This is a genomic window from Microvirga massiliensis (assembly GCF_001006805.1).
GTDB classification, from domain to species: Bacteria; Pseudomonadota; Alphaproteobacteria; order Rhizobiales; family Beijerinckiaceae; genus Microvirga; species Microvirga massiliensis.
This window is the reverse complement of sequence record NZ_LN811354.1, coordinates 154,703-175,892: the sequence shown is the minus strand read 5'-3', so window position 1 is coordinate 175,892 and position 21,190 is coordinate 154,703. Positions and strand designations below refer to the sequence as shown.

Genomic DNA, 21,190 nt, shown 5'->3' with positions numbered 1-21,190 from the left:
GCGATGGATGGCTTATCGGGTAGCGGTAACGTCTTGGGCTAGTCGGCCGCCTCCTCCAAGCTGGTCGGAGCCGATGGCAACCTTGAGACAGCGTAAGACTGGATCGGGTCCTCCAGGTTCTTGACCTGCTGCGGCCCGAGGTCGGTATAGGCGAGTGGCAGAGCCTTGCGTACGTACTCATGAGTGGTCGCCGAGATGCACACGCCACCCGGTGCGGCGATGCTCTCCAGCCGTGCGGCGATGTTCACGCCGTCCCCAAGAAGATCGCCTCGCTGCACCATCACATCGCCGACATGCACCCCAATCCTGAACCGGACGCGCGCCTCTTCCGGCCTGTCCTGGTCGATAGACGCGAGCGCTTTCTGCACCTCAACCGCGCATTTCACGGCATCAACGGCACTCGGGAATTCAGCCAGAACGCTGTCGCCAGCGGTGTTGGCGATCCGCCCACGATGCTCGGCGATGAGGCCGTCCATGATTTCGCGATGGACTGCCAAGGTTTGGAGCGTCCCGACCTCATTCTGCTCCATCAGGCGCGAGTAGCCCGCCACGTCAGCGGCGAAGATCGCTGCCAGCCGTCGCTCAACCCTGTGCTCCTGCGGACCCATAGGGGCCTCGGCACGTTGCCCAAGGCTCCATTGTGCTGCCGGTTCGAACGGGGGTCCAGTAGGTTCCGAAGGGTGGCAACCGAAAGAGGTCCGCCCGAGAGACCCCGATGCTCCATGTGGAATGGTCGGTGCGAGGAGTAGACGGGCACAGCTATCGACACGGTTCCGACTGCTTTGTCGCGAGGACCAGACACTTGGTGCCCACGTCTGCTGCTCGCTACGATGCCCCTGTATGCCGTTGCGGGGAGACCAGCATGGCCGAGAGCTTCGACAGCCGCGCAGACAGCTTGCAGCACGTCCTGGAGGTCCGGGCTTATCTGGATACGTTCGTGACCGAGATGCTGCGGCGTGGGCGTGTCCATGACGCCAGCAAGTTCGACGAGGCGGAGAAGCCAGCGTTCGATGAGGCCATCCCGCTCCTGCGCGGCGTCTCCTATGGCTCGCCCGAGTATGCCGAGGTGCTGGCCCGTCTCGCGCCCGCGTTCGACCACCACTACCGTTGCAATTCCCATCATCCAGAGCACTACGGCTCTCGGGGCATCGCGGGCATGGACCTGTGCGATCTTGTTGAAATGATCTGCGACTGGATGGCGGCAGCCAAACGGAACCCCGAAGACGGAGTGAGGCTGGCCTATAATACCTAGCTTTTCGGCATTCAGGACCAATTCGCAGCCATCCTCGCGAACACCCTGGCCCGCTGGCCCGAGCAGTGACAGTTGCAGATGAGTCAAACCCTAGACCTGAGGCGACGATGCCGCGCTACTTCTTCCATTTGCACTGCAACGACAAGGTAGTCCTGGACCCATCCGGGACCGAACTTCGTGATCCAGATCAAGCCTGGGAAGCGGCACGAGTGACTGCGCTGGACCTGATGCAGACTAGACCGAACACCGATGTGAACTGGCTGACCTGCCACTTCGAGGTGGCTGATGAGACAGGAGAGATCGTGTTCGAGCTTCCGTTCACGGAAGTGGCCGTGACGAAGTAGAGTCGCCTCGGCGTCTACAGCCGGGTGCCTTGCGGCGCGTCAGGTCATCGACTTGGCTTCGGCGTGAGAATGTCGGTCTTCGCGAGAGTCCAGGATCACCTCGCCTGACACGGCTTCCGAAATGCCAAGCCCGTGATCAAGCTCCTCCAGCGCATCACGGAAGGTCGCCAGGAGCGATGCCATCATGGGGCGAGCCGACCCCAACGCATCCAAGCTGTCCCATTCACCGATCACGCAATAGGCGCGCTCCCCTGTCTTGATGAGCACACCGCGCCGAAAGCCGGGCATACCGGGATTTGCCCGGCGATGAGCTTCGACGAATTCTTCCTCACGCCCAGGCTTCACACGCACCCGCACGATGTTGAAAGCTGTCATCATCGTTACTCCTTCCGCGTTGGAAATCGGGCTGGCGTACCCTCGGGGTTGACGGGGTGAGAGGAAGTAAATTCTCGGATAACCCGGTCATCAGTTCCTGCACCGCTCGTCAAAGACGAAAACCACGCTGCGTCCGATGTCCCTGACTGGCGTCGGTCGGGGTCATGCTACGCGGGCGATGCGTCACTCCGGCAAGCCAGCGCATCGAAGCCCCTCACATATGCGATCCTTCACTTCACGACTGAACACGTGGACAGCCCGTACGGCCTCCACTGTCATGTTCGGATGTGCTGCCATGAGCGTCCGGACCGAAACTTCGGCTTCCGCCTGCTTTCCAGCAAAGACATAGGCGGGTGCAAGAATCCGATTGAGAAAGGTCGCCTTAGGATTAGCCAGAAGCGCCTTCTCGTACCATGTGACCGATGTCGCGTAGCGACCCGCGATGAAATGAGCGGCAGCTATCCCGGCATAGAACAGGAAGGTCATCGGATCGAGCGGACTGAGGCGCATGGCCCTCTGGAAGTGACCAATGGCAGTTTCCGGGTCGTCGAGGTAGTTCCGAAGCCATCCACTGCGGCTCCATGCCCAGGCCAGATTGGGATCGAGGGCGAGCGCCCTCTCGACCATCATCTGCGCTTCCGGGAACTCGCGGGTGATCGTCAGGGCTGTGCCCAGGACCGTCAGGACGAACGGATCGTCAGGGGCCATCTCCGCAGCCCTCTGGGCTTTCTCGCGGGTCTGGCGTTTGTCGGCCTCGACATCCCTCGACCAGATATAGAAGACCCGCTGCGCATCGCACCAAGCCGAGAGGGACACGGCCAGGGGGTAGCCTGGATCGAGCGTGAGTGCCTTCTCCAGGAGTTCGGTGGCTGTCTTGTTGGAGGCTTGGTCAGGGGACCAGACGAACGGGAGAGAGCGCATGACCAGATCATAGGCATCGAGACTGTCGGGTCTCTTGCGTCTCGCCCGCTCGACCTCGGCGGCCCGTATGGACGGCTGGATGGCCCCGGCCACACGGGCGGTGATCTCATCCTGAAGGTCAAAGACATCCTCGACCACGCCGTCGTAGCGGTCACCCCAGAGGTGCGCGCCTGTTGTGGCGTCAATCAACTGCGCCGTCACTCGCACCCTGTTGCGGCTACGTCTGACACTGCCTTCGAGGACGTACCTGACTCCCAACTCCCGGCTGACCTGCTGGACGTTCACCGCATGTCCCTTGTAGGTGAAGGTTGAGTTGCGGGCGATCACGAAGAAGGAGCGCACCCGCGATAGGGCCGCGATGATGTCTTCGACCACACCCTCTGCCAGATACTCGTCGTTTCGATCCTCTCCCATGTTGTCGAACGGCAGCACGGCGATGGAGGGCTTTTCCGGGAGAGTCAGTGACGGCTGACCAGCCGTACCGTCGCGGCTCGTTGGAGTGGGTCGGGCCAGGGAGATGCGGTAGGCCCGAACGGGTTCGTCCATGTTCTTGACCGGCTGCGGGCCGAGGTCGCTGGCTGCCAGCGGCAGCGTCTTCCTGACCTGCTCATGGGCCGCACCCGAGATAGCGACACCGCCCGGTTCGGCCAATGCTTGGAGACGGGCCGCGATGTTGATGCCGTCGCCGAACAGGTCGCCACTTCGGACCATCACATCTCCGACATGGACGCCAACTCGAAACCTGAGACGACGGGCGTCAGGCACAGTCGCATTCACGTCGGCCAGCTTATCCTGGACGGTGATGGCACACTGGACCGCTTCAACGGCACTCGGGAACTCCGCCAGAACGCTGTCGCCAGCGGTGTTGGCAATCCGTCCACCATGCTCGGCGATGAGGCCGTCCATGATTTCGCGATGGGCTGTCAGGGTTTGAAGTGTCCTGACCTCGTCCTGCTCCATGAGACGCGAATAGCCCGCCACGTCAGCGGCGAAGATCGCCACCAACCGCCGTTCGACTTTGTGCTCCTGCGAAGCCATGGGGCCTCGGCGCAGTTTCAGGCGGTATTCTGCGGCTGGCTGGCTAGGGCGTCCAGTCCGCCCGATGAGGTGAAGCAGAGAGCATCCTCGTCAACCGATCCGGCGGGCGTGGGCAGTCGCGGAAGAGTTCGAGGAGCGTGGACCCGCAGTGGGCGCAGAAGCCCGGCTGTACTAATGCCACAAGTAAGCCCGGCAGTTCACCACCACCCCAACATCGCTCCCATAAAGAAGACGGCGATCAGGCATATCGAGAGTTCCGCAAGGCGCACAAACAAACTCGCCCGACGCTCCTTCAGGACTTGCTCTCTTGGCGGGTTCATCTATCGCATGCCCTGGCGGGCCAGCTACAATTGCGTGAGAATCGACGCGAGAGATCGTGAGCCCTGGTGTTGACTCAACGTCCCCTCACCCATCCATTGATGCACATTTCATCTGATCCTTGCAGAAATGGCGCAGGACCGCGTGAAAGCGACTGCGGGAAAGAGGTTGGGAAGGCAAACCCGTTCCGGAGGACGAGGTTGACCGGCCCGCCGATGGACCTATGGGACGGGTGTTCAAACCCGAGCGAATGGAGGCGCTGCGCCAGAGCGATGAGGAGCACGGGCCATGTGACCAGGGTTCAGACCGAACCGATTGCCGCCGACGCGAACACCAGACCCCGCCGGATGTTAAGTGGGCTGGACCTCCGCTCTTAGAGCGAGCCGGTGGGAGCTATTCTCGGCTGCCGAGTCACACTTGTCAGTCGAGGTAGTTAGACAAGTTCGTCTTGCGGGCAACATACCCCCTTATGTGTGAATTGTTTCACTCAGCGCTCCAATCAGAGTTGATACCCTCTCGATGCTGCTACCTACAGAATTCAGCAGCGCGAGATAAGGGCAGCAATAACATGCAGGGATGACATCGTCTCTGATGCCAAAAGCTTTATAGGTTCTATAACGGCCTGACGCCCCGCAGATGCTCAGCATAGCACACTGTGTAACTCTCGGTATTGTAGCGTTCCGATAGCGTCATTATCGCTCGACCGACTGAGCATGGCGACAGATCAATCCGACAAAACCAACGCTTTGCAGCTAGTAAACCGCAGCATACCCGCTTTCAGTCGATAGAGCCCATTCCCATCACTGCTCGGAGCAGAAGAAATGCTTGGCTCAGAAACCACGACATTCACCCTGGACAACATGGGGCGTCACCTCTGCAACACCTTCCAGGAGGCGGTCGAGAGCGCAGCCGAAGTCGTCGGCGGCCACGATTCTCTCTTCGATGTCATTGTCATCGGCGGCGGCACATTCGGTGCGGCAGTCGCTCAGCGACTGTTCGAAAACGATTCGACGCGCGCCCGACGCATCCTTGTCTTAGAAGCCGGGCCGTTCGTGCTGCCCGAGCACGTCCAGAACACAAACTACCTGAATGGCGGCGTGCCCGATATGCGGACCCCTTGGGAGAGCCATTCGGCGCTGGACTATAAAGGGCTGCTCTTCGCCATCGGTGGACGCTCCCTGTCATGGGGCGGCTGGTCACCCGAGCTATTCGAGGATGAGACCAAGACATGGCCCAAGGAGGTGATGGACGATCTCCGTGCAATGTTGTTCCCGAATAACGAGCGGGGATACTTCTGGCAGAGCAGTGATCTGATCGGGGTTACCGAGACCAACGACTTCATCTATGGGCCGTTGCATGTCGCGCTTCGCAAGCAATTGCATGCTGGCCTGAACGCTAACCCAGCAATCACCGGCCTCAGTTTTGCCGATCTGCCCGAACATCCGGCAGTACGCTATCACGACCCGGCTACACAAGGCCCGATCAACGCCGATGTGCTGCGAGACTGGCTCGGGCTGCCTCAGGGGGATGCGACACCGGAACCCAAGCTACGGGAACTGTTCAAGCTCGAAGCGCCGTTGGCCGTTCAGAGTCAAGCCGCGCCAGGGCAGTTTCCCGGTAACAAGTTCAGCACGGTGCCGATCCTCACCTGCTCGGCTCGGCTCGCCACAGCCGAGGCGGATGGAATCGGGCCGCAGGGCGATGCCCGCAAGCGGCTCATGGTCGTGCCAAAGGTCAACGTGCTCGATCTCATCACCGAAACATTGGCCGATAACACGGTCCGCGTGACCGGCGTTCGCGTCCTCGATAATGGCGCTGAGAAGACGATCTCGCTCGCGCCCCCGCAAAATGGCTTCGACAGCGCCGTCATTATCGCGCTTGGCACTGTCGAGAGCACCCGGCTTGCGAAGCTCACCTTCCAGCAGTCACTAAGCTGGCGGGCTGCCAGTCGGATGGGCAAGAACCTCGTCGCGCACCTACGCTCCAACCTCACCATCCGGGTTCCCAAAAAGTCAATCGAGCAGCATCTGCCTGCGACGCTGACCAATGCCCTGCAAGTCTCGGCGCTGCTCGTCAAAGGCCGCGCCCTCATCGAAGGACAGCACCGCTACTTCCACTTCCAGATCACAGCGTCAGGGCTGAACAACCTCGGAGTCGATAGCGAGGCCGAGCTTTTCAAGAAAATTCCAACCCTTGAGCACATGGATGCACTTCTCCGCGCGGACGACACCCACGTCGTGATTACGATACGCGGCATCGGCGAGATGTGCCCTGGTAATCCCGACAGCCACATCGACCTTGACCCAACTCTCACGGAGAATGGGCGTGCGAAAGCAGTTGTCAGTCTGGGTAACGCGAAGGCAAAGCCTGAGGTCTTCCCCGGAAGCAATCAGACCAAGATCGACCGGAAGCTCTGGGACGCCATGGATGAGTGCTCCGATAAGCTCGCTGTGCTGTTCGCGGCTGGTGAGCCATTTGAAATCATCACAAATGAACCCGGCCCAAAGAAAAACGTCATCTCCGTGACGAAAAATGCGACCGCGAACGATCTTAAGGCTCTCCTGCCGTGGGATAATCGCCGTGACAATCTCGGCACCACCCACCACGATGCGGGCACACTCTGGATGAGCAAGAATGCAGCAGACGGCGTGACGGATATCTATGGTTGCATTCACGACACGCGAAACTGCTACGTTGCCTCGCCTGCGATCTTCCCGACAGTCGGGTCGCCGAATCCGATGTTGACTGGGGTCGCACTCGCACGACGCACGGCTGACAAGTTGAGCCGGGATGTGCTGCCCCGCGCGAAGACCTTTCCCGCCCCGGCAGGTTGGACGGCACTCTTCGATGGGACGGCTGCGTCGGTGAAGGCATGGAGCAAGGTCGGCCCAGACGGCACTGGGTTTGCTCACCTGAACGGCGAGCTTGTGAGCTACGGCGACTCCGGGCTTACGCTGTTCTTCTATACGAAGAAGGCGTTCAAGGACTTCACGCTCAAACTCCAGTTCCGCATCTTCAACCCGGACCACCACAACAGTGGCGTATACATCCGGTTTGCCCACCCGCGACATCCGCTAGACGCAGCGCTCATGAACCGACTTTCGGATGCGGAAAAGCAGGCTGTCCGAGACAATCCGGTGCTCCGCCCCATTCACTCGGGGTTTGAGGTTCAGATCGACGACAATGCGCGCGGCGATAGCAGCATCGACTTCTGGGGTATCCCGGAGAAGGACGGCTTATGGCGGCATCGCACTGGTGCGATCTACAACATTCCGGCTGGTGACCGGATATGGCACTTGGACCGCAACGAAGAGCGCTGGCAGGAATACGACGCAAGTGGTCCAAAGCTGATCAAGGATGTCTGGTTCGAATACGAGATTACAGCCCAAGGGAATCTCTTCACAGTCAAGCTCACCAACACTGAGACAGGCGAGAGTAAGCAGACAACTCGGTACGACAACACCGATCCACTTCGCGGCCAAGGACCAGGATACGTCGGCATTCAGGCGTATCCGGGAAGCCAAGTGGCTTACCGCACGATTCATATAAAGGGCTGACCCGTCAACGAGATCGGCTGTGATGGACGCTAACGAGTTTCCATTACAGCCGACCTGGACATGGATGACTTTGGTAGGGCTGATGTACTTAGCCAGTTCCGCAGCAGACCGCGAATGTGGCAGTCACATCGGGATTGCGTTGTGTCGGATCAGCCCCTGGCAGCTTTGACCCGACCCAAGGCGGCTTTCAGCCCCTTCGCGAGCTTCGCGGCATCATCGCTGGCCCAGAAATGCATGAAGAACAGTCTCGGCTCGTCACCCAGCATATGGTTGTGGAGAGCCGTGACCTCGATGCCATTGATCCGTCAAGTTTGTCCGTGAGTGGTCGTAGTCGCGTCCACTCCGCGTGCCTGCTCCGGGACATCATCCGGCGCAAGGTTTCTGCGATTACGACCCAATTTTGGCGGCCGGAAACGGCAAAGCAGTCGGATAATCGGGAAGCGTCCCGGTCAGCCGCCGTAGCGATGTTTGAGGATCGGCAGGCAAGAAAGCTTCTCGCGGGTAATCCGGAACGTTCCACGTAATCGCGATATTCCGGTATTGATCAATGCTGAATCTTCCGGTTTCCTCGTTTCCAAGATTCGGGCACTTGTTCAGCAAGGCTGGACTCGTCGTGTATTGAACAACCCCTGAAGGGAAGAAATAGTAATAGTAGGTCTCGCCTCTGTCCTTAACCTCCCACCAACCGATAAGCCAACTCCAGTCGGGTATCAGAGCCGGTCTGGCGTCATCACCAAAATAGATGTCGATGTCGATCCAGCCCTCCAACGCGCTGGGGTTGTAGCTCGTCTTACCCCGAACGCGCTTGATGATGTCGCACCCTACTGCCTTGCCGCCCTGACCTCCGGCAGCGCGGATGAGGACATCACCGTCAAAATCAAGCGCAACGTCAACGTGGAACGAGGCATGTCGAAGAATGTCACCGTATCGCGGTCGATTGTCTTGGGTTGACTTGATCCAGGCGCTCTCCTTGCCTGCGTCCTTGACGATCTTCTTCAGATCAAAGCCACCCAGATATTTCTTTGAACCCATTTTCGCGCCGTACCAGCCAGTGAAGCCGTTGCAGCCCGTCATGATGCCGCCGGATGCCCAGTTATCGGTCAGTCGCTTATGCGTGAGACCAGTCATCTCAGCATATTTGTCGGCAGTTGCACCATTAGACGTGATGATCTTGTTTTCTGGCAAAGCGCCATCCAGGATTTGGCGTGCCTTGTCACGTGTCGCGGACATGTCTGCCTCACACGTTTGAGCAGATATCGGATCAGGGTCCGACCCATAATAGCTTAGACAGGTGGTTTTCGGAGTGTGGGACAGCACCTTCGAGCATCATCCTGAAACGACGCAAATCTCAGATCAGATGGAAACACGCTGGGACGATGAGGCAGGCACGGCGACCCACTCGATCCAGGTCCTTGCGAGAGATTTGATCGTCTCAACGTAGAGCCTAAGGGCAAAGGCGTAGTCGTCCGCACAAGTGGGGCGCGGAGCAATCGTCACAGGCATGTCAGGAAACAAAAAGGCGTCGTTTCTAACAAGCCACCACGCCTATGCCGCCTGTCCTCAAGTCCCGCGACCGGATCAAGCGGTTGAAAGCACCAGAGCGTTGTCAACCGACAAGGCGAGCGACCAGGACGACCACAACTGCTCCGATCGTCGCGGTGGCAATCCGGCTGGCGGTCTCGTTGCGAATCCCGAGATCAATGCCAAAGCGCTCCAGAAGAAAGCCGCCGACGAGTGATCCCGCAAGCCCGGTGATCACATATTGGAGAAGACCTGAGCCACCGACCAGCCAGCTTGCCAGCCAGCCTGCCACAACGCCGATCCCGACCTGGACAGCCAGGGCTCGTTTGTCCAACGCGGTAAGGGCCTCCCGATCGACGCTGATGCGGATCGGCAGCCGAGCGCCCGTTGGCTCAGGGGCTTTGCGCGGGCCTCGCGTATGACCTCGATTGCGCTTGGATGCTTTCGCCATGTCCTCGATATGGATGGCTGTGGAGAAACTATCCAGGATCAGCTTCGCGCTCGCGGCCCGGAGCGCCTCGTCTGTCTCGACGTGCTCACGGTTGGCAGGGGCAGTTCCCTGGTTTCACTCTCTTCAGGTCAGCATCTGAGCTTCGAGTCCCTCGCGTTTGGCTTGAGCCTGTCGCTCTCGAATCTGCTTGCTCGGGCTCACCCGGCGCGGCGAGCGTTCAGCCTGATCCGGTGCGAACCACGTCTGCTTGGCCTTTCTTGCCATCTTGCTCTGCGTCGCAAAAAGAACAAACATAGAACATAGGAATAGGTCAAGGGACGGCATCGCCTTCTGCCGCTCGCTTCGAACTTCCTGAGGACCGACCATGAGGTCGCTACAGGGAGTCCGAGGCGGGGTGAACGGGGAGCAGAGGTGACCCACTTCGTCGGCCGTGCCGCGCAAGGAAAAGAAGGGGCCGGGAACGCCTCCTGGCAGACAGTATGAACCAGATGTTCCGGCCGCCCCAGGCGGATCAGAGACCTATCCTGGAGACCCTCGCGGGCTCGGTCGAGCGCGTCACCTTCCACAATCCCGAGACCGGCTTTGCCGTCCTCAAGGTGCACGCACGGGGCAAGCGCGATCTAGTCCCGGTGGTCGGCCACACCCCTGCGGTTTCCGCAGGCGAGTGGATCACGGCCAGCGGGCTCTGGATCAGCGACCGCACGCACGGGCTCCAGTTCAAGGCCGAGGTGCTCAAGACCACTCCCCCAACCGGGGCCGAGGGCATCGAGAAGTATCTCGCGTCGGGCCAGATGCGCGGCATCGGCCCCGCGATGGCGAAGCGCATTGTGGCGGCCTTCGGCGAGGATACCTTCGAGATCATCGAGGACAATCCTGATCGGCTCACGGAGGTGCCGGGGATTGGCCCCTGGCGGGCCTCGAAGATCGTCGCAGGCTGGAGCGAGCAGAAAGCCGTGCGGGAGATCATGATCTTCCTGCACGCCCATGGGGTCGGCACCGCACGCGCGGTTCGCATCTTCAAGACCTATGGCTATGAGGCCATCCAGGTCATGACCGAGGACCCGTATCGGCTGGCGCGGGACGTGCGCGGCATCGGCTTCAGGACAGCGGATGCCATCGCGGCCAAGCTCGGGATGGAGAAGACCGCCCCCAGCGGCTCCGGGCGGGCGTGTCGTTCGCACTTCAGACCGCGACCGACGAGGGCCACTGTGCTCTGCCGATCGCGATGCTCACCACCCTGGCCCAGCGTCTCCTGGAGGTGGACGCCGGGTTGATCGAGACGGCAATCTCGGAGGAGCTACAGCGAGGCGAAGCCGTCCTTGCCGATACCGTGGGCAGTGAGACTTGCATTTTTCTGAAGGGCCTGCACGGGGCCGAAAGGGCGATTGCCGAGCGGCTCCTGACACGAGCCGGAGGGGCTCCGCCCTGGCCTGCGATTGATCTCGACAAGGCTCTGCCGTGGGTGGAGGGCCGGACCGGCAAGACCCTCTCGCCCTCCCAGCGTGAGGCCGTGCGGCTCGTGCTCACCTCCAAGGTGGCGGTCATGACCGGTGGTCCTGGCGTGGGGAAGACCAGCACGCTGGACACCATTCTGCGCATCCTGGTCGCGAAGGGCGTGCGCGTGCTGCTGGCAGCCCCTACAGGCCGGGCCGCGAAGCGCATGACCGAGCAGACCGGACTGGAGGCCAAGACCATCCACCGGCTCCTGGAGATCGATCCCAAGCATGGCGGCTTCTCGCGAAACGAGGAGAACCCGCTCGACTGCGATCTCCTCGTCGTGGACGAGACCTCGATGGTAGACGTGCCACTCATGAATGCGCTCACCAGGGCGGTCCCTGAAGAAGCGGGTCTGCTGTTCGTCGGTGACGTGGACCAGCTACCCTCGGTCGGACCAGGGCAGGTGCTGGCCGACCTGATCGGCTCGGGGTCCATTCCGGTGGCGCGGCTCACGGAGGTGTTCCGGCAGGCTGCCGAGAGCCGGATCGTGGTGAACGCCCACCGGATCAACACCGGCCAGATGCCGGAGCCCGCCCCGAAGGGCGAGGATAGCGACTTCTACGTTGTCGAGATCAGTGATCCTGACGAGGGTGTCTTCAAGCTCATTGAGGTCGTCACCAACCGCATCCCGCGCCGGTTCGGGCTTAATCCCCTGAAAGATGTTCAGGTTCTCTGCCCGATGAACCGGGGTGTGCTCGGTGCGCGCAATCTCAATCACGAACTCCAGCGGGTCCTGAACCCGAGCCCGCCTGCCACCGTGGAGCGCTTCGGCTGGCGCTTTTCGCCCGGTGATCGGGTGATGGAGACGCAGAACGATTATGACCGGGAAGTCTTCAACGGCGATCTCGGAACTGTGGACCGCATTGATGATGACGAAGGCGCAGTCATCGTGAACTTTGAGGGCCGTGAGGTCGTCTACCCTTTCGGGGAACTCGACACCCTGGTGCCTGCCTTTGCGACCACGATCCACAAGTCGCAGGGCTCCGAATACCCGGCAGTGGTGATCCCGGTCGTGACACAGCACTACCAGATGCTGGCCCGCAATCTCCTCTATACGGGTGTGACCCGAGGCAAGCGGCTCGTCGTGCTGGTCGGACAGAAGAAGGCGATCGGCATTGCCGTTCGTGGCGGGCAGATGAAGCCGCCCTGGACCAAGCTCCGGGAGTGGCTGTCGTCAACCCGACAGGTTTAGGGCGATGACACACTGATCTTTACAGCGCCCGCTCAAAGAACGCCCTGACCATGCGGGTGTGCAGAGGGAATGCTGTTTCGACCGGCTCGTGAATGACGAGCACCTCCGAGACCTCCGCGTCATGGACGAATGCGCCCTCGTGCTCGACGGCAGGACTCTGACAGAAGAGCAGATTCTGCCTCCGGTCCGGGGTGGTCTCCACTGCCACAACCCGAAGGGTCTCAGGGATAACCGCGACGCCCGTCTCTTCCAGAACTTCGCACGCACCGGCTTCCTGCCATGTCTGACCGAGCATCTGGTAGCCACCCGGAAGTGCGAGCTTGCCGTGACCTTCGCCAGGAAGAGCACGACGGATCATCAGCAGGCCGCCTCGAAGAGGAACCAGCACGACCACGACTGTGGGAGTGTTGTCGTAGCGAGTCATCTCCACGCCGTTCTGGCTTGCGGCCAGCTACACTGAATACATCGAGGGTCCGGGCGGAAGTGGATACAGGTCAGGAAGGCAGAAGGGAGGAAGATCGAGGATGAGCCGTGTTAGGATCGTCCTCCGGGCTTCCTTCGCCCACGCGTTGGCGTTTTCTTGAGCGAGCGGGTCTTGGTTGCAGGGCGGGCTGTCGGTCGCGTCATCTCGTTCAACATGGTCTTCTGCTGACGGTGCATCTCTGCCGTCCAGAAGCCACGAGCGGCACCGGCCCAGGTGTTTGCCGCACTTAGCCAGAGGCTCAGCCAAGGGTTCTTTGCCATGTCGAACTCAGTCTCCTAAAGCTTGGATGCGGACATTGCCGTTGCGGAAACTCGGATTCCGGACAGGTAAGGAACGATCATGCCTTCGGAATGGTTCGGGAGAAGTTCCGTCCCCTTGTCACACCCGGCTGTGGTCAACCGGATGTGGGACTACATCAAGAACCACGATCTCCAGAACCCAGTGAACAACCGCGAGATTCTGGCCGACCACAAGCTTGAACCGATCTTCGGACAGAAAAAGGTCATCATGTTCGAGATGAGCAAGCAACTCGCGCGACACCTGTCGTAGAGCATCACTGACCAATTCGCGCATCATCTGACACGGTCGCGTAACGGCCTCAAGGGGAGATCGAAACGGCCCAATGGTCGCTCTGGTGAAGGGTTTGGCGCTCATGACCAGTTTGTGCCCGTCCCGAGCCATGTCAGGCAGGCACGGACGGTCAGGTCACTGGAACGGCAGGAGTTTGGGAGGAAAAATATCCGACTTGGCTCGTCCTCAGGCCGCGCGCTGCTGGGCAGCCATTCTGACCTCGTGCAGCAGAGTGTCTGCCGGAAGGGGGCGTGGGAGAAAGCTACCGTTGCCGGGCACGTCAGCAGGGCGCAGATGCCGAACCCGGCCCGAGGTGATGACCAGCCCGATCGACGGCCACCGGAGGTGGACGCTTCGCGCAAGCTCCAGGCCGTCCGTTCCCTCAGCCACGTCGAGATCGGCCACCATGACCCGCACATCGGGCCGAGCCTCAAGGATGCTCCACACCGCCTCCGGGCTCTCCGCCTCGACGACCTCGAAGCCTGCCTCGCCCAAGAAGACGGCCACGCGCGTGCGGATCACAGGCTCATGCTCCACCAGCAAAACCGTCGCGCGTGCGCCAAAATTATGGGCTTCCATGCTGCATCCCCTGATCCCTTAGGGGAATCGTTGCCAGCGGCACGAGTTCCCACCTTCGTCCAGGAAATGAAGGCCCAAGGGCAGTGGCGACGCTCTCCCTCTGCCAGCTATAGTGCACGTCCACCACTTCGGATGGACTCATGCCAGTCTCATACGATCTGTCGGGTCGGACAGCCGTAGTCACAGGCGGCTCGAACGGCATTGGCCGCGCCATTGCGGAGCAACTGACAGGCTCTGGCGCACAGACTTGGGTCTGGGATATCGCCCCGCCCCAGGGCCTAGATGAAATGGGCTTCGCGGCGGTTGATGTCACGAACTCCGACCAAATCGCCCGCGCCATCAAGCAGGTGCTTGCCGGAGCCTCCGGGATCGACATCCTCGTGAACAATGCGGGCTTTACGGGCGACTCCTCTTCGGTCGAGGAGATCGATCCTGTGCAATGGCGGCGTGTGGTCGAGGTGAACCTTACGGGCGTCTTCGAGGTCTCGCGTCAGGTCGTGCCGGTCATGCGGCGCTCGGGCTGGGGCCGGATCGTCAACATCGCCTCACTCGCGGGCAAGGAAGGCACTCCGAACCTCTCGGCCTACTCCGCCGCCAAAGCAGGCGTGATCGCCTTTACGAAGTCGCTCGCCAAGGAATTGGCCGACACGAGCATCCGCGTGAACAGCGTTGCTCCAGCCGCGATCAAGACCGACATCCTGGAGCAGATGGCCCCCGAGATGGTAGAGACCATGATCGCGAAAAGCCCGATGAAGCGCCTGGGCACCGTCAACGAGGTGGCCGACCTCGTCCTGTGGCTGTGCTCGGAGGCGTGCTCGTTCAACACGGGCGCGGTGTTCGATCTGTCGGGTGGTCGGGCGACCTATTGAGTTAGGTTGGGACCTCCCGACGCCTTCATCCCTGCCCATGCGCACTTGGCCTGGAGCTTCCCAGGCCAAGTTTGTCCGTGCCTCCACTATGAATCGCCATGGGTCAGACGATTCAGTGTGTAATCACAGTCCGAATTTCTGACCACGCAGGAGCTTGCATCCTAACTCTTTTGTGGAGTTGAGATAACTGTCGAGATCGGCAAACCGAAGCGGGCTCGCATCCGCTGTGCGCGATACATAGATTTCGTCACTGAGTTGGTTGATTTGGAACACAAGTTCCTGATCAGTTTCGCGCAGTTCATCGAGGAGTATGTCCGCATATGGGCCAAGCGGCTTGCAGAACCGCGCCGCAAAGAGCCGAGCCAGAAGCTCGCCTCCATCGCAGCCGTACGGCGAGAGCTTGCCGATAAGGCTAGGGACATCCGCAATGTCAGCGTTGGCATTGCGCTTTACTTCGCGGCGGCAGAGTCCCAGAACTGTCAGGCCCTCATGCTCTAAGGGTTTATAAACTTTCTGGTGGCGTCCTGAAATGAAGCTCACTTTTGCTTGGGGAGGGGCCTGAACGCCCGCAAGGAGGCGCTCCGCAGCGAAGTCAAAGATCGCGATCTGGTCCGCAAGTTTCTCGGAGGAAAAGCTTTTTAAAAAAATATTATTCACGAAGATTGCCTTAAAATAGGGATGTTAGATACAGAAGTTCTGCTCGATGGCGAGAAAACCGCCAACGGTAATTTCGGAGCAAAGCGCCCGCGAAATTTGCAATGATCTTTGTTTATCTCGCCGCACACCCCATTGTCAGTATTATTCAGCGGTTCCCGAGAAATCCTCGAACTTCGGCTCGACCCGGCATCGTTACCGGGTGTGACGGTGCGAGAACCACTGTGATACTGATGACGGATCGAAACATCTGGGCAACGGCCCGCGAGACAGGAGCGAGCACCACCTCGGTCATGCGGATCGCGCGGTCAATGGCGGTGGAGAAGAACAGTTCCGAGACCCTGGCGGCGTGATGGAGCGGCCCGGAGGACGATCCCCCAGGCCGTCCCGATCATCACGGAAGCGCGAGTTTGAAGTGCGCCATGTCAACGACGCTGGCGAAGACCATGGTGACCTCCAGGTCTCCGTTCGCACTAATGTTGCAACCCACCGGGTAACCGTCGATTTCCCGCTCGATAGCAATGTCATGAAGGTCGTCGATCAGGGTATCAACGGCTGTCGGGAGGGGTTTCACCCAATCCGCTTTGCGGTAGTCGCCGAGGCTCAAAGCATGAGTTATCTCATGCTCCTCCGCACGGAGCATCTCGAAAGGAATCGTGTGGACGTAGGTGCGTTCCGGATGGAGCCGCGCGAGGTCCGCGACGGGTGACATTGTGAGGATGTCCAGCATCCAGTCTGGCCTATCGAGTGGGGCCGTCATCAGGCAGCCTCCCCTGGTGTTTCACAATGGTGCGGATCGCGCGCTACGACGTGATTCGTGAAGTCCTCGAAGTTCAGCCCTTCCGCATCGAGGCTGGCACTTGGAGGTAGGAGTTCGTTGAGGCGCTGACGCAAGTGCTTGAGATCATCATACTCCTTGAAGCGGAGGATCATCGCATTCTCTTTGACATCGAGAGTCCAGGTCTTGCCCTCAGGACCAAGTAACCCGGATGTGATGAGTGCGAGTTCGTGCGCGGCCTCTGCTGCGTCATACAGGCTGAAGCCTGCCGTCATGATCATATGTTCGTATGGAAAAGTCATAAAAATAGTCCCTAAAAATAAACGGCACTCATGGCCGATGAACAAAATCTATTTCAGCGGGCTTGTTGCTGTCGATATTTTCGCAGCGGATGCATGCTGATTATAAACTTCTATCCTTCTTGAGATGGTGGGCCACCCATGCCATCGGAGGATCAATAGGCGATGTTGCTGTGCACCCACGTTTTCAGGGTCGATCAGACGGGGCACATACAGTCGTTAGAGGATCGTCAAGCCGCCGACCGCAGGCGGGTGCGCTGCTTCTTGGTGAGGTGCAGGACGATGTCATACCGCGAGTAAGCGCTCTTTAAATGGCAAATTCACGTCTCTGAGCCGAATATCAGCGAGCCAGTTTTCTCGCTCGAAGGAAGCGGGTGTCAATTGCCTCGTTCATTTCGCGTCGCGAATTATGTAGCCAAAGCATCGGAAGCTCAAGAACTGATATCCGAGCAGCAATAGCTATAGCGATCGAAGACGACTAGGACCACAAATAGCCCGGAGGCGGCGTTGAAGGCCCTCTGCTCTCAGCAGGCGCTTAGGCGGATCGTGCCAATCCAATAGTGAGAAGCAAGTCACCCTGCGAGGTCCCATTTTCCTGGACGGGCTTCTCGCCCGTCCATTCCTTTAGTCGGACTCAGCGAAGCGACACCACGTTTCGGGGGAGCCCGTGCAAGGTATCGGAGATCGCCCACACGTCCACTACGTCATCAGCGAACTCTTCGAGGGCTGGAAGCGTGAGCTTCGCCACGCGCATGGACTTCCTCGTGCCGTCTGGTTGCTTCACCTTCAGGGCTGGATCGTCCTTCGCTGCATAACCGTGATCTTTCATGGTCTGCTTGAAGCCCTTGAGGTCTTCCGGCTTGTGGTGGGTATAGTCGCGCACCCAGACCTTGTAGTCGTTGTAGAGAGCTTCCCATACGACAGTTCCGCCACACGGCTGCTTGTCAGTGCGATAACTGTCGGCACCGCCGCCCTCAACCCAGCGCTTCACCGAATCTTCCGAGATGCCGAGGAGGTAGGCGCGCTTCGGGGTCATTAGCGGAGCACAGATGAAGGGTATGTCGATAGTGATCTCGTTCAGCAGCGCCGCGAACCCGGAGATCATGTTCGGGTCCACGAATTCACGGGTAGTCTGGTTCCAGAGCGCCTTGGCCCGTGCCGTCCAGGCCGGATCGTCGCAGGTCTCGACGAAGGTGTTCTGCCGATCGTGCTCCTCCACGAGGATCGGCTTGGACTCGTTCGATGCGAAAATGTGCATGGCAACCGCCGGATGGGTAGAGACGCCGACATTGCGCCGGTTCACGGTGAGCGTGGAATTGCCGGTCTTCTCCTTCAGGAGGTTGCTGAAGTCACGCCAGCCGCCCGAAGCCTTGAACTCGTCCCACTCCATGAGTTCCTTGTGGAGGAAGCAATCCGTCCAGCCCTTCGCGATGTCCTCCTGGGACGCCTTCCCCACGGTCTGGCCTCCCAGCAGTTCACGCATGGCCGAGATGACCGTTCCCTTGCCGGTGCCACGACGCTTACCGATAAACCAGAGATTGGTTTGCGGCGCAAAACCCGGCTTCTGGTAGCGGGCCGCAAGCCAGTGGATTACCCACCGGAATGGGGTCGGACGGTTGGAGTTGATCTCGTCCAGCATGGCCGCGAGCGGAAGTTCATCCGGCTCATTGCATAACGAGTTCCGGATCACCTTCAAGAACTCTTCCGTGTTCGCGAGGTGGTCGGTGTCACCAGCCAGCCGCTTGTCCACGTAGGTGTTGAGGCGCTTTTCGTCCGAGAAGATCACGAAGTCACCGCAGCCAGGGGCGTAGATCGTGCCTTCTAGGTGCAGCAGGCCGGTCGAGAAGAACAGCTTAATGTCGTCAGCCGTGATAGTCTGCCAGATACCGCCGATTTGGACCGTGCCACCCCGCTGCATCATCAGGATGCGGCGAGCATTCGAAGAGTTCGATCCATGGTTGGTCCACCGGCTCGTGAACTTGTCGCGCAGGTAGTAGGTGTCGCCAACCTGTACCGCAAATTCGGTCAGGTAGCTGAATTTTGCGAAGTTGCCGTGGGACGGGTCTTGCGGGTTCGTCCAGGCGGCATCACGGGTGTAGTCGTAGGATTGGACAAGGCTGGCGCGAATGCCAGTGCCTGTCTTGGGAGGCGAAATCGTCATACTCAAAAACTCACTTCAACAGCAAATTGCTTGGTTATTATCCGGCGAACCGAAGGGCACGCTCCGCTTCGGTGCGGATGCGGGTCCAACGTTCATTCGCCGTCTTGATCGGGGAAATGCCGTCCAACTGGCGCGCGTAAGCGACCAGTTCGTTGACATCGAGCCTGAAGCCCTTGGCCTTGGCGCGACCCGCAACCCGCGCCATGAATGTATAGAGACCAAGGTGGTGAGCCCCCTTTGGCAGATTCAGATATTCGTTCACGAAGTCGGCGCGGACCACTGGGCTGCTGTAGATGGTCGAGCCGTAGGGGATCGTCTTGCGAGCCTCAGGAAACGGGAAGGACGGCGCGTCCATACTCTCCGAGGGTTCGGAGGGGGCCGGGGTCCGTGGCGTCCATGAGGGCTCGGACGGCGGAACATAGGCCGCCAGCACCTCATCAATGTTCAGTGCATTACCGTCTATCTTAAACTCGAACACACTGTAGGGATCGGTATTGCCGTCCTCGGCGGGCTCGAAGAAGGATGGTGCCCCGTAGATGCGGCTGATGTCCTTGCATGACGCGTCGGGACCAACGGGTGCGAAGTATTGCACCAGAGCCTTCCAGGCGGTCTTAGCTTCCTCAGCATCGAGTTCGCGGGTCAACGGAAACATCAGCCGGAAGCGGTGATGGTTCGGCTTCGCCTTGGTGCTGGTATAGATGAGGTAGCTCAGCCCCATCGCTTCCATCGCGGCCTGCGCGTCCTCGATGGACGTGTAGATCAGGTCGTTGTCCACATCGAGCGCAGCCCATCCACCCCACCCGGTGACGTTCGCATTCAGCCGGGTGCCGCCATTGTCGTAGACGGCCGGGGACACGGATGGTGTTGCCTTCTTCTTCGTATGCTCGTTGGCCTTACGGTGCTCCGTGAGGTCAGCCATATCCGCCACGAAGTCCGACCAATCGGCCACCTCGACAACGATGGGGGCGGTCCGAACATAGCTTTCAAACAGAGAGTAACGCATCATCTCCTTCAACAAAAACCCTCCCTCGCAGTGGTAGGTGCGAGGAAGGGTCACGTAGACTACAAGGGGAGCGGCCTCGAAAAGTTTGTGCCGATCCCTACTTCTTCAGACAAGAACGCTACCACACGCCAACCTCGTCTAATCGTATTTAGAATGATGGCCGAAATTGCTGCAATATATATCGTCAGAGTTCCCGAAAGCTGCCTCGCATCGCGGTGAGGGCGTGCAGGGCGCGATCCTGTGGAACCCGCCCGATCGAATGGAGGTGGGACGCAGGCAGACAATCGAGGTCCGTCTGGGCGATGCAACGGTGACCGTGGCGGCGCTGCGCGAGGGACTACGAGGCCGGGGTACCCCATACGTTGATCGGCTGGAAGTTGCGCCGTTGATGCGCGTCGCCCTTGTTGGCGAAGAGGAGGACTTCTCGATCCAGGAGATCAACTCCCAGAATCAGTATGTGCGGCCGGGTCAGATCGCGCGCTGGGATTTCTGGGGACCCCTCTGCGGAGTGGCACTCGCCGTCTCCGGTTCGTGGCTTCAATGCGGATCAGGATTGAGGGTAAAGACGAGGTGGTTTACCTCCCTAGTTACTAGCGGGAAGTGAAGGTGGCCGTAGCACCGGCCCGCGCGGTCGGCCGCTTTTTCAGCAAGAACTGGCAAGAGATCGCTGCGACCGTCGCAATTCCGTCCATCATCTGGGTCGCCAACGATATGGATGTGGGAAAAGTCGCGCTAGAGCGCCTCCGGAATTGGCTCGGGATAGGCTGATCCAGCCAGCGACCGGAGCCTTCATGATGAGGCATGGATTCTGATCAGTGGGACTCGGTATAACATGGTCGTGGATATGGTGAGGACGATAACCACAAACTCGCGCCACGACCACAGAAGTGCCACAGAGAGATGTGGTCAGGAGATGAAGCTGAATGCCTCGCCAGACGGGGGCTCATGCTATTTGACCACAAATACCACAATAATTTCCTGAATAGAGAGGTCAGAAATAACATAGATAAGGCAAATGGGATGTGGCAAATGTGGTCAGCCCCCTCATCCAACGCGTTCTGTTGCAAAAAGGCTTTCAGCTTCACACGGTAATTACAAGACTATGTGTGCAACTCTTTGTTGAAACCACACAGCGTGTGTTCGCGTCGGCTTATATTGCAGAATTTCTATTGAACAATTATAAATATAGATGACGAAATTCAACATCATCACCGCTTCAACAATGATCAGGCCCTTCCCGTCTACCACCGGGGAGGGTTTTTCAATTGACACGTCGTGCCGTTGACATCCAAGGTTTGGATATGACCGTGCTGAGAGCTGGCTCGGG

At 59.6% G+C, this 21,190-nt stretch carries 18 protein-coding genes and 2 pseudogenes; 7 read left to right on the top strand and 13 right to left on the bottom strand.

What is annotated here, in order from left to right:
* Window positions 1–38 precede the first annotated feature (38 nt).
* Window positions 39–608 (bottom strand): adenylate/guanylate cyclase domain-containing protein, encoded by a 570-nt coding sequence (locus BN1233_RS16810; RefSeq protein WP_052763823.1) that lies wholly within the window; start codon window positions 606–608, stop codon window positions 39–41.
* Between the two features lie 254 nt (window positions 609–862).
* On the opposite strand from BN1233_RS16810, the gene BN1233_RS16805 reads away from it, so the two are divergent.
* Together BN1233_RS16805 and BN1233_RS16800 are read left to right on the top strand one after the other, a co-directional pair.
* Window positions 863–1,252: a DUF5662 family protein gene (locus tag BN1233_RS16805; RefSeq protein ID WP_048708089.1), complete on the top strand. Its 390-nt coding sequence runs from the start codon at window positions 863–865 to the stop codon at window positions 1,250–1,252.
* Between the two features lie 107 nt (window positions 1,253–1,359).
* The gene (locus BN1233_RS16800; RefSeq protein WP_046864756.1) at window positions 1,360–1,596 is read left to right on the top strand and encodes a DUF6894 family protein; all 237 of its coding nucleotides are present in this window, start codon (window positions 1,360–1,362) and stop codon (window positions 1,594–1,596) included.
* Window positions 1,597–1,635: 39 nt separating this feature from the next.
* Here BN1233_RS16800 and BN1233_RS16795 read toward each other — a convergent pair whose 3' ends face one another.
* Both BN1233_RS16795 and BN1233_RS16790 read right to left on the bottom strand, forming a co-directional pair.
* Complete coding sequence (locus BN1233_RS16795) at window positions 1,636–1,974, bottom strand: antibiotic biosynthesis monooxygenase (protein WP_046864755.1); 339 nt, start codon at window positions 1,972–1,974, stop codon at window positions 1,636–1,638.
* Between the two features lie 180 nt (window positions 1,975–2,154).
* Window positions 2,155–3,930 (bottom strand): adenylate/guanylate cyclase domain-containing protein, encoded by a 1,776-nt coding sequence (locus BN1233_RS16790; protein ID WP_046864754.1) that lies wholly within the window; start codon window positions 3,928–3,930, stop codon window positions 2,155–2,157.
* 1,139 nt (window positions 3,931–5,069) lie between these two features.
* Here BN1233_RS16790 and BN1233_RS16785 point away from each other — a divergent pair.
* Window positions 5,070–7,805 carry a 3-keto-alpha-glucoside-1,2-lyase-like domain-containing protein gene (locus BN1233_RS16785; protein ID WP_046864753.1) on the top strand — a complete coding sequence of 912 codons (2,736 nt, stop codon included), beginning with the start codon at window positions 5,070–5,072 and terminating at the stop codon, window positions 7,803–7,805.
* Between the two features lie 149 nt (window positions 7,806–7,954).
* Here BN1233_RS16785 and BN1233_RS44735 read toward each other — a convergent pair.
* The 3 genes and pseudogenes from BN1233_RS44735 to BN1233_RS16775 form a co-directional block, all read right to left on the bottom strand.
* Window positions 7,955–8,110: pseudogene (locus BN1233_RS44735) on the bottom strand (DUF1259 domain-containing protein); the annotation flags it as partial.
* Between the two features lie 82 nt (window positions 8,111–8,192).
* Window positions 8,193–9,035, bottom strand: coding sequence for a hypothetical protein (locus BN1233_RS16780; RefSeq protein WP_046864752.1), 843 nt, complete (start codon window positions 9,033–9,035; stop codon window positions 8,193–8,195).
* Window positions 9,036–9,411: 376 nt separating this feature from the next.
* Complete coding sequence (locus tag BN1233_RS16775; RefSeq protein ID WP_082145504.1) at window positions 9,412–9,777, bottom strand: GlsB/YeaQ/YmgE family stress response membrane protein; 366 nt, start codon at window positions 9,775–9,777, stop codon at window positions 9,412–9,414.
* A gap of 479 nt (window positions 9,778–10,256) precedes the next feature.
* On the opposite strand from BN1233_RS16775, the pseudogene recD2 reads away from it, so the two are divergent.
* Window positions 10,257–12,466: pseudogene (gene recD2, locus BN1233_RS16770) on the top strand (SF1B family DNA helicase RecD2).
* A 19-nt stretch (window positions 12,467–12,485) separates the two neighbouring features.
* Here the strand turns inward: recD2 and BN1233_RS16765 are convergent.
* Window positions 12,486–12,890, bottom strand: coding sequence for an NUDIX domain-containing protein (locus tag BN1233_RS16765; protein ID WP_147707335.1), 405 nt, complete (start codon window positions 12,888–12,890; stop codon window positions 12,486–12,488).
* A 435-nt stretch (window positions 12,891–13,325) separates the two neighbouring features.
* Between BN1233_RS16765 and BN1233_RS44730 the strand changes: the two genes are divergently transcribed.
* Window positions 13,326–13,499 carry an SWIB/MDM2 domain-containing protein gene (locus BN1233_RS44730; protein WP_342341652.1) on the top strand — a complete coding sequence of 58 codons (174 nt, stop codon included), beginning with the start codon at window positions 13,326–13,328 and terminating at the stop codon, window positions 13,497–13,499.
* A 207-nt stretch (window positions 13,500–13,706) separates the two neighbouring features.
* On the opposite strand, the gene BN1233_RS16755 is transcribed toward BN1233_RS44730, so the two are convergent.
* Entirely contained in the window at window positions 13,707–14,099 is a 393-nt protein-coding gene (locus BN1233_RS16755; protein ID WP_046864749.1) for a response regulator, read from the bottom strand.
* 140 nt (window positions 14,100–14,239) lie between these two features.
* On the opposite strand from BN1233_RS16755, the gene BN1233_RS16750 reads away from it, so the two are divergent.
* Window positions 14,240–14,968 carry an SDR family NAD(P)-dependent oxidoreductase gene (locus BN1233_RS16750; protein WP_046864748.1) on the top strand — a complete coding sequence of 243 codons (729 nt, stop codon included), beginning with the start codon at window positions 14,240–14,242 and terminating at the stop codon, window positions 14,966–14,968.
* A gap of 123 nt (window positions 14,969–15,091) precedes the next feature.
* On the opposite strand, the gene BN1233_RS46980 is transcribed toward BN1233_RS16750, so the two are convergent.
* The 5 genes from BN1233_RS46980 to BN1233_RS16725 form a co-directional block, all read right to left on the bottom strand.
* Window positions 15,092–15,625 (bottom strand): hypothetical protein, encoded by a 534-nt coding sequence (locus BN1233_RS46980; RefSeq protein WP_147707333.1) that lies wholly within the window; start codon window positions 15,623–15,625, stop codon window positions 15,092–15,094.
* A 391-nt stretch (window positions 15,626–16,016) separates the two neighbouring features.
* Window positions 16,017–16,382 (bottom strand): hypothetical protein, encoded by a 366-nt coding sequence (locus tag BN1233_RS16740; protein WP_046864746.1) that lies wholly within the window; start codon window positions 16,380–16,382, stop codon window positions 16,017–16,019.
* A complete protein-coding gene (locus tag BN1233_RS16735) occupies window positions 16,382–16,675 on the bottom strand; it encodes a hypothetical protein (RefSeq protein ID WP_147707332.1) in 294 nt (97 codons plus the stop codon). The genes BN1233_RS16740 and BN1233_RS16735 overlap by 1 nt, the downstream gene beginning before the upstream one ends.
* Window positions 16,676–17,333: 658 nt before the next feature.
* Window positions 17,334–18,860, bottom strand: coding sequence for a DUF5906 domain-containing protein (locus tag BN1233_RS16730; RefSeq protein ID WP_046864744.1), 1,527 nt, complete (start codon window positions 18,858–18,860; stop codon window positions 17,334–17,336).
* 37 nt (window positions 18,861–18,897) lie between these two features.
* Window positions 18,898–19,875 carry a hypothetical protein gene (locus tag BN1233_RS16725; RefSeq protein ID WP_046864743.1) on the bottom strand — a complete coding sequence of 326 codons (978 nt, stop codon included), beginning with the start codon at window positions 19,873–19,875 and terminating at the stop codon, window positions 18,898–18,900.
* 594 nt (window positions 19,876–20,469) lie between these two features.
* On the opposite strand from BN1233_RS16725, the gene BN1233_RS46975 reads away from it, so the two are divergent.
* Window positions 20,470–20,631 (top strand): hypothetical protein, encoded by a 162-nt coding sequence (locus tag BN1233_RS46975; protein ID WP_154678269.1) that lies wholly within the window; start codon window positions 20,470–20,472, stop codon window positions 20,629–20,631.
* The last annotated feature ends 559 nt before the right edge of the window (window positions 20,632–21,190 follow it).